Source organism: Ruminococcus sp. B05 (assembly GCF_003628495.1).
Classification (GTDB): Bacteria; Bacillota; Clostridia; order Lachnospirales; family Lachnospiraceae; genus Schaedlerella; species Schaedlerella hominis.
Window position 1 is genome coordinate 64,018 of record NZ_RBZR01000017.1, and the last position, 7,895, is coordinate 71,912.

2 protein-coding genes are annotated in these 7,895 nt (G+C 39.2%); both read right to left on the reverse strand.

The features are described from left to right. Positions 1 to 43 precede the first annotated feature (43 nt). Positions 44 to 580, reverse strand: coding sequence for a signal peptidase I (gene lepB / locus D8Q48_RS12420; protein ID WP_117890869.1), 537 nt, complete (start codon positions 578 to 580; stop codon positions 44 to 46). Then, positions 581 to 7,591 (reverse strand): hypothetical protein, encoded by a 7,011-nt coding sequence (locus tag D8Q48_RS12425; protein WP_121056656.1) that lies wholly within the window; start codon positions 7,589 to 7,591, stop codon positions 581 to 583. Positions 7,592 to 7,895 lie beyond the last annotated feature (304 nt).

The following is a 7,895-nucleotide window of genomic DNA, read 5'->3' on the forward strand; positions in this document are numbered from 1 at the left end:
TCCGCCATTATGCGGAGAAATATTAACAAGTTCTTGCGGCTTATCAAAAGCCTCTTCTTCGTACTATCGTCATAACTTTTCCCTTCGTGTCTTTCACATCTACTGCTCCGTACACTCGACTGTCTGACGCATTCTCACGGCTGTCTCCCAGGACGAAAATCTGCCCTTCCTGTAGTTTGATTGGGAAGTCCACTCCCGTATCATACCGCTGTGTCTTTTCATAAATCTGATGTTCTTGTTGCGGTGCTCCGTTAATTGTAAGACCGTCCTCTGTAATATCCACCACATCTCCTGCAGTAGCAATCACTCTCCGGACCTGTTCTTTTCCTTGATAGTTTAAAACAACCAGATCCGAAGCTACATAACTATTCCTTAACCGATAATAGAAGACCAAATCACCATCTTTCACTGCCGGAAGCATGGCGTTGTCCGCATAACGGAACACACCGAAGATAAATGTGAAGATAACCACAATGGCAGTTGCAATTGCTACAATCTTCAACAGAAGGTACAAAATCTCACGGAAAATCCCTCCTGCCACTGATTCCTCAGAAATTACTTTTTCCTCTGCAGTGTCCATCTAGGATCTCCTCCTCCCTCTCACTCGTAAGACAGAAACTCCTGTGATTAGCAGAACTCCCATCAGACCTACAAGTAACAGACTGTTATCTGTATTTCCTCCATCAACACCTGTAACTACGATATTCTTCGTATTGGTAAAAACAAAATTGGTACTGATCTCATCTACAGCTACATTCTCTACACTTGAAATGACTTTTGCATCTTTTTGAATCTCGCAATTTGTTCCGTTGCTGTCTTGAATGATGCTCTTAATCGTATATTGGTTATCCCCAGGTATCAGTTCTAAACTCTGTCCTGCTTTCAGCTTAAATGTAATCTCCTGATTCGCATCTACTGTCAGAGATGTAATATTTGGTGCATTTACTGCCGGTGATACATAACTTCCTTTACACGGAATCACTTTTCCTTTTGGATAACTTGTCTTAACCTTATAAGTAAATTCTTGATTATTCCAGATACCATCTCCTTTTATCATCTGTTTAATTATTACACCTGGTTTCTCATAATCTGCATTTAAGATTACCGATTTTGTCATCTGTGCTGTTTTCAGATCTACTTTTTTCTTGTTCGTATCTGTGCTATCTGACCACTGCGTAAATTTCTGGCTTGTATTATCATTATAGAAGCCTGGATCAGATGGAATCTGACTTGACGAAAGTTTCTGTCCCTTTGCAACCAGTTCTCTCTTTAGTCTCGTTTTATCTTTAAAAATTGCTTTCTTGTACTGTGCATTTCCTGATGCATCAAATCCAACCAGTACATACTGCTGTGCTGTCGTATTACCATAATAGTCCTGAGCATATACATAGAGCATCTCTCCATTATTCATTGACTCCACAGCCGTATAAGTTCCATCAGCTGCTTTTGTAGGAGTTTTGTAAGTATCTGAAAATTTTCCAGTTTTGTTGTTACGTACAAGTGAAACCTCCGTTCCCTTATATTTTGTTGCATTTGCAACATATGTAAAGTTCTCCTGCGACTCGTTTGTCAAATCGGACGTACCATTTGCTGCATCAATCATTTCATCCTTGACTTGAAGCTTTGAAATTTTAAACTCCGTGTCATTATCATTCTCTTTTGATTTCGTGATAGTTCCTGTATTCTCTATTCTAGGTCCCTTAGTATCTAGCAGATATTTTGTCCACTTTCCTGTAAGATCGCGCACATAAATGAAATAATTCTTATTCTGATCGAACTTATAAGTATTAAGCATCTTAAATGCCCATACCGGTTTTTCTGAAGTTGCCGTCACTGTTTTACCTTCAATATCTGTAACACTTCCACTGGTAAGTTTCCTGCAACTGCACAAACTTTCCAATCTCTCAGATTCCGATGCATTATAACGGAATTTGAATCCTCTGTCTGCCTTTGGTGCATCATAGGTGCTGAGATATACCTGTGCATATGTACATCCTGGGAATTCTGCTCTCTCCGATGTTGAGAATGAACTTCCCTGTGTGTCAATTCCATCTCCATAAAGATCTCTGATATAAACTGTCAGTTTTCTTCCATAGTTATCTCCTTGGTCTTTTGTCCATTCACCTTCCATCTTTTGCTGGTAGATTACCGGCTGGCTGGAATCATTGCTATTAACAAATGCAAGTGAGCGATTCGTTGCATTCACACTGATTTCCCCTGTGTAATTTTGGTTATATTGTTTATTCTCCTCTGTTGTGTACACTGTCCAGTAAGGGGATTCCTTGTTCTGACTTACAGATACGTAATCATAATAACCTGGCAGCTGAATCGTAACACTCTGTCCATGGGAAAGCTCAATTGTAAATTCTCCATTATAATCTCCCGTTTTCGTTCCATTAGCCGGTGCCGTAACCCCTGATATTCCTGCTATCGTTCCACCTGTATATGGAAAGTCCTGCCCATTATATCGATTACCTGGATCTGGTTGCGCATAAATGGTATAAGTAAATTTTTTGTTCTTATCTGCAACACTTCCTGTAACCTGGTTACTAATCGTTAAGGTCGGATATGTCCACTGTGGATAATAATAAGTAGTTTCATCACTTACAGTCACACTTGTTAGTGAAACTTGAGATTTCCCACTGTTCTTAGAGTTATACCAGTAGCGGAACGTCTGATTTCCAAGTAGCGGACTTGATGGCACCTGTGCACTCTTCAAAGCACTTCCTACCAGTCCCAGTGTAGATGAAGTAGTAAGTCCATTGCTAAACTTTCCAGTTGAGGTAGCCCCACCGCTCTGTGCATCAAAAACAATTGGTACATAAGTATATCTTGAGATATTTCCATAACCATCCTTTACAAACACATATAATTTTTCCGTTACTGATACAGATACATTACTGAGTGTACACGCCCCACTACTTGTATTGAGACTTGCCGTACTATAACTAACTCCGGATTCCCATGGATTCTTTCCTGTTTTGTTATATCGTACTGTATCTAGCTTTTTACTATTCTGAATATACTGCGTTGCATTCGCTTTGTAACTTACATCTGTAATATCTGATGTTCCATATGTTGCAGTTTGTGTTGGATCTGTAAATGTCAGCCCCGTAAATGTATAACGGTAAGTTGTATCTGATACTTTCGTTGATGTAATATTTGTGTAAGTACTTGTCGGGCCTTTCGTATCCAGAAGGAATTTACTCCAGTTTCCGGCAATATCTCTCGCGTAAATAAAATAATTTGTGTTTGCCTGATAAGTACGTGTATCCAATATCAAATGCAATACCGGTGATTCTGTTGTAGCTGTCACTGACGTTCCATTGATATCTATAAACGCCCCACTGTTCATCCAACCATAAGAAGATACATTTGCTGACTTCAACTGAATATCTGTACTGGAATTATATGTATATCCATAAACTCCATCCTTTAACTGAACATCCTGCGTACTTAAATACACCTGAACACCAGTTGGATATGCACCATCCGATGCATCATTAATGCTATTGCCATTCGCGTCAATTCCGTCACGATATAAATCCTTCAGATAAATCTCCAATTGTCCTATCTGATTTCCACTCAGAGACATAGACATATTCGTTGTCTTCGCCTGATATACCAACGGCGCATATGTATCTGCACGAAGTACGATTTGGTTACTGTTTTGAGAACCTATTGTCAAATAATATTGTTTGTCTGCAATCCAGTTATACTGCTCCAGCTTCGCATTATTCGAAGAATTAAACTGAATCAACGGATATTCCACAGTCCCCTTATGTCTTGGAGCAAGCGTTGTTGATATGCGAAGCTTACTATAGCTTGGTACAGTCAGCGCATTTTTAATAATCAGTGGTCTTTCTGGTCCGGAAGTACCACTTTCATAATCATATGTGACAGACACCTCCGTATTTGTACTATCTGTTTTAAGACTGTTGATTGTTCGATACGTTGCTCCAAAACCCAGATTATCTAACATCAATTTTCCCGAATTCTTGAGCGAGACATTCGCTGCTCTCGAACTGTTTCCAAATCCACCTGTCACTGAATTGGACGCATCTCCAAGATGAAGTTCTCCTCCATTAATCTCTATCTGGTCAAAGTAATCCAGATTAACGCTTGTAGATTCTTTCGGCCTTACTTTTGCAGTCACATACAAACTAGACGATTCTGCTGGTGCATTGTCTGCTCCTTTACAATCCCCTAATAAAACAACTTCATGATTTGAAGAATCCTTGTTAAGGTAAACCTTTGCTGTATGCCCACTTGAAACAGTTGGGTTAGTGAACATCAGCTGTGTGTTCTCTGCTGTCAGTCTATAATCTCCCTCAACTTCTATGGTTTTAAAAGTCGGATAAACCTTTGCAACACAATCCTTCAAATTAATTTCCAGATCTTTAACACTATAGTATGCCGGATCAATTATTATAGTACCAGTGTGGCCTGTACAGGACTCCACATTAATCGTTGTATTTCCTAATCCATCGTGTCTCCTTGAAGCATAGATTTTATTTACATTCACACAATTTTTTAATGTAAGCGTAGAGCCTGATGTTCCCTGCGTACTGTTTCCTCCTGCGTTTATTGTTACATCACCTTCGAATGTACAGTTTTCAAATGTCAGATTGTGTCCATTTCCATGCATCACAAATGAATACTTATTAAATTCGTAGAAATCTGATCGGAATTTCACATTTTTCCATTTCAGTGAATTAAAGTTAGGAAAGACTTGATCCCAAAGCCTTAATCCTGTATTCGGAGAATTCCGCTCATTTGACCCTGCTATTACACCCTCACATATAATTGTCACATTTTTATTTGCAAACCCTGATGCATTATTAAATGCAGTAACATCATTATTAATCAGAGTATATCCCCTTGTAAACCATAGCGTATAATCGCCTCCAGACTGATTTCGCAGTTTATCTAATACCGCTGCAAATGAATCTGCCGAATATAATGCATTTCCTGTAATGGAACTTCCACTGTATAGATAGATTATATTTTGTGCATTTGTTGTAGCATACAGCTTAATCAATCTATTCGTTGTATCTTGTGCCATTGTGCAAGCAATATTCGTATGTGTTTTTAATGTCCCTATCGCATTTACTGACGTCGAAAAATAATTTTCTCTTATATGAATCATGGAAAACGCACTACTTGCGCTTGTATTCGCTTGTCTTCCCATCAATTCAATAGTAGCTTTATATGAAGGTGAAGCTGACTTTGTGGACATAATATATTCAACATCTACAACATTTGTACTATTACCCCCAGTGGCATTGTATATCCGAAACGTGTTATAATTATCTTGTAATACAATCCTTCCAAACCGCTGGCGATTCCAGCCCTTTGTAGAGTCAAAACAATCTCCACCCGAATAAATATTTGAGCTTTTCATTACTACATATCCTATACATCCTTTTAAATCCGGAGTATATGTACCGGGAGCATAGTAACTGCCACCATTCTCGTTCTGTTTTTTCTGTTCTGTCCAATAATGATAAAAACTTGAATCGTACTGCATATGCCCAAAGTTATGCACATCTTGATTGCATGTGCTCGATCCATATAAATCCAGCCACCCCCACCCAAACACATTCGCTACCTGTGTATTATTTACAGTAATTCTGCCTTTGTATGCTTCTGTTTGATCGTATCCTGGAAATTGATATGCTCCTACAAATCTCAGATTTTCCTTAATATTATTGAATGTATAATCTATGCTTTTTCCTACTTTACAGTCTTCTTTTGCGGTAAACCATGTTCCACATTCTGCCACGTAACTTCCAGATGCATTCAAGTAAAGATTTTCTGTTACTTTCCCATACAATCCCCAGAAAGATCCACCTACGTTATGGATTTCATTCGGTTTCAACATTGGATCTACTACAGTTGTGTTGAATTTGCGAATGGCTGTATCTTCTAGTGTTGCATAGACACTTCCTGTATGAGTGTAGGTGGTAGAAGTGCCAAATGGTCCACTTGATGCATATACATTTCCATAGATTGTACAATTTGTCATTGTTAGATTAATAGTTCCTTTTGAATCATCCTGTCCGCCTCCAAAGATCTGCTTTACAGGAGCATTCTTTGTCATCTCTACATCTTTAAATTTCAAATTATAGGATACATTGGTACTATTACTATAATATCTTCCACCATAAATTGCAGTTACTTCTCCGCCTACAAATTTCACATCATCAAAAGTGGTATCGTTCTGATTACCATAGACTGTTGAACCACTCCAGTCCAGATTAACGTGTGTAAAATAAGCATTGAATCCATCAAAATAGATTTCTTGTTTTTGGGAAGTAAATGTTGTCCAACTGCTATAAGAAGTACCTGTGCTATAATTGGTTGCTCCTGTGAATACAATTGTTGGTTTATTCGTTGTTCTTTTCCCTAGTACTCCACTCGTACTGGATTTACTTCCCATCGCACTTAAATCAGCTGAGCTTGCCGTGTAATTATCTAGGAATGTAATTTTAAAGCTGTTGGATGTTGTATCAGTATTGATTGCAGTCAGCGCACTTTTCAAGGTTCCATACGCATGTCTTACAGTACCTGCTGAAGGCGTCTGGTTGGTTCCTCCCTGCACCAGAACCGACCACTTTCCATTCGTTCCTGCATCACCCACACGCTGTACTACTGTCATATCCTGTGTCAGGGCAATCAAGCTTGCTATCGACATATTCGCCTGTGTACTCAACAATGAAATTCCATCATCGGCTGCTGTCATCTGTACTTCGCTAATCTTATCGGCTGGAATGACATCTCCCATCTTAATTTCAGTCCCATCTGGATAGGACAACATAATACCTGCCGTCTTTGCTACTTGCCAGCCAATCAGTGGATTTGTGTTCTCCGCATCTGCATCCTCTTCCAACTGTACATCATCTGAAAGTGAAACCTCCGGTGCCTGAAGCCCTTCTCCTGTCACAGCCATCTGTGTGTAGCTGTCATATTCTTCTTCCGATACAGCAGATGCTGTCAGCTCCTGCGTATTACTTTCTATCCCTTTCTCTTTCTGCTGTTCAATCAGCTTTTGTGTTGTCTCATCTCCAAGTGCCTGTTCAATTACTGCACTTTTTGCTTCTTCCTGTGCTTCTCCTTCGGTATAGCTTTCCGGTGCATCTACCTGTAAATTCTGTGATTTCGGAAGATAATAGTTGACTGTTACGGGTACAACAGCATCTGCGATATTTACCGTCTCTTCCGCAGCCTCACCTGTTGTCTCTACTTCTGGTGACTGTTCTGCGTCGGCTGTATCTTCTGTCTGTTGTTCTCCCGACTGTATCGGTTCCGATGATTCGACGGTTGTATCTTCCGATACCTTATCTTCTGTCTGTTGTTCTTCCGATTGTATCGGTTCCGACGGTTCGGAGATTGCATCTTCCGACATTGGCAGTACTGTCTCTGCTCCATCCACCACAGTTTTCTCTTCTGTATTACTTTCCTGACTGTAATTCGTATCTGCGGCGAATACAGCCGGCATGATTTGGGAATGAATGAGCACAATTGCTAACAATAATGCTAAAACTCTTCGTAAGATAACACTCCTTCTTTTCTTCTGTCCTTTCTTCATAAGCTCTGCCCCTCACTTTTTCTCATGTTTCTTTAATATTCTGAATTCAAATAAAAAAAACCAAATTTTACAAACAACTGTCTCTTCAATGATGTTCATAAAATCCGGTTTTGCCTACTGAAAGTAACAATCCTACTTATATTAATTTATTAATTTGTTTTCCCATGTTATAATTTCTTGTCAATTTTTTATAACAACATCATACCCCCCCCGTATTTTTTGTCAATACCTTATAAATAAGTTTTTTCACAACCCCTCATGTGGAAAAAATAAGCCAAACAGGGACGGAGTTTTCCGGCTTTTT